Below are 1,187 nucleotides of genomic sequence, written 5' to 3'. Positions count from 1 at the left end.
TATTCAATAATTTTGCTAACCACGCCGGCCCCGACGGTGCGCCCGCCCTCGCGGATCGCAAATCGAAGCCCCTCTTCCATCGCCACCGGCTGGATCAGGGTCACCTCCATGCTCACATTGTCGCCCGGCATGACCATCTCCACCCCGTCGGGCAGCTCGCAGGAGCCGGTCACGTCGGTCGTGCGAAAATAGAACTGCGGGCGATACCCGTCAAAAAACGGGGTGTGGCGGCCGCCCTCGTCCTTGCTCAGCACATACACCTCGCACTCAAACTTCTTGTGTGGGGTGATCGAGCCCGGCTTGCACAGGACCATGCCCCGCTGCAGCTGCTCCTTGTCGATGCCCCGCAGCAGAATCCCGGCGTTGTCCCCGGCCTGCCCCTCATCGAGCATCCGACGGAACATCTCAATGCCGGTCACCACGCTGCTCATCGGGTCTTCGACAATACCCACAATCTCAATCTCATCGTTGAGCTTGACCACGCCCCGCTCAATGCGGCCGGTGGCCACCGTCCCGCGGCCGGTTATGCTGAACACGTCCTCGACCGGCATCAAAAACGGCTTCTCGATATCCCGCTCGGGGGTCGGAATCGTCTCATCGACCGCATCCATCAGCTCCAGGATCGACTGCTCGGCCTGCTCGTCCCCGTTGAGGGCCTCCAGGGCACTGCCCTGGATGACCGGGATGTTGTCCCCGTCAAACTCGTAGCTGCTCAGCAGCTCCCGTACCTCCAGCTCCACCAGCTCGATCAGCTCCTCATCGTCGACCAGGTCGGTCTTGTTCATAAACACCACAATCTGCGGGACCCCCACCTGGCGGGCCAGCAAAATGTGCTCGCGGGTCTGCGGCATCGGCCCGTCGGTGGCCGCCACCACCAGAATCGCCCCGTCCATCTGGGCCGCCCCCGTCACCATGTTCTTCACGTAGTCGGCATGGCCCGGGCAGTCCACGTGCGCATAGTGCCGATCGTCGGTCTCATACTCCACATGGGCGGTCGCAATCGTGATCCCCCGCTCCCGCTCCTCCGGGGCATTGTCTATGTCGGCAAACTGCTTGGCCACCCCACCGTAGTGCTTGGCCATCACCGTCGTAATGGCCGCCGTCAGGGTCGTCTTGCCGTGATCCACATGACCTATCGTTCCTATGTTTACATGCGGCTTCGTTCGCTGAAAGGTTTCTTTTGCCAT

General features: G+C 62.0%; 1 protein-coding gene. It reads right to left on the bottom strand.

Annotated features, from left to right (window positions below):
• A partial coding sequence (tuf, locus tag ACG2E4_RS18415; RefSeq protein WP_395262584.1) for an elongation factor Tu occupies positions 1–1,187 on the bottom strand: 1,187 nt, incomplete at both ends.

It is taken from the genome of Halalkalibaculum sp. DA384, from assembly GCF_043951955.1.
Lineage (GTDB): Bacteria > Bacteroidota > Rhodothermia > Balneolales > Balneolaceae > JAMQKA01.
This window is presented reverse-complemented; position numbering and strand designations above follow the sequence as displayed.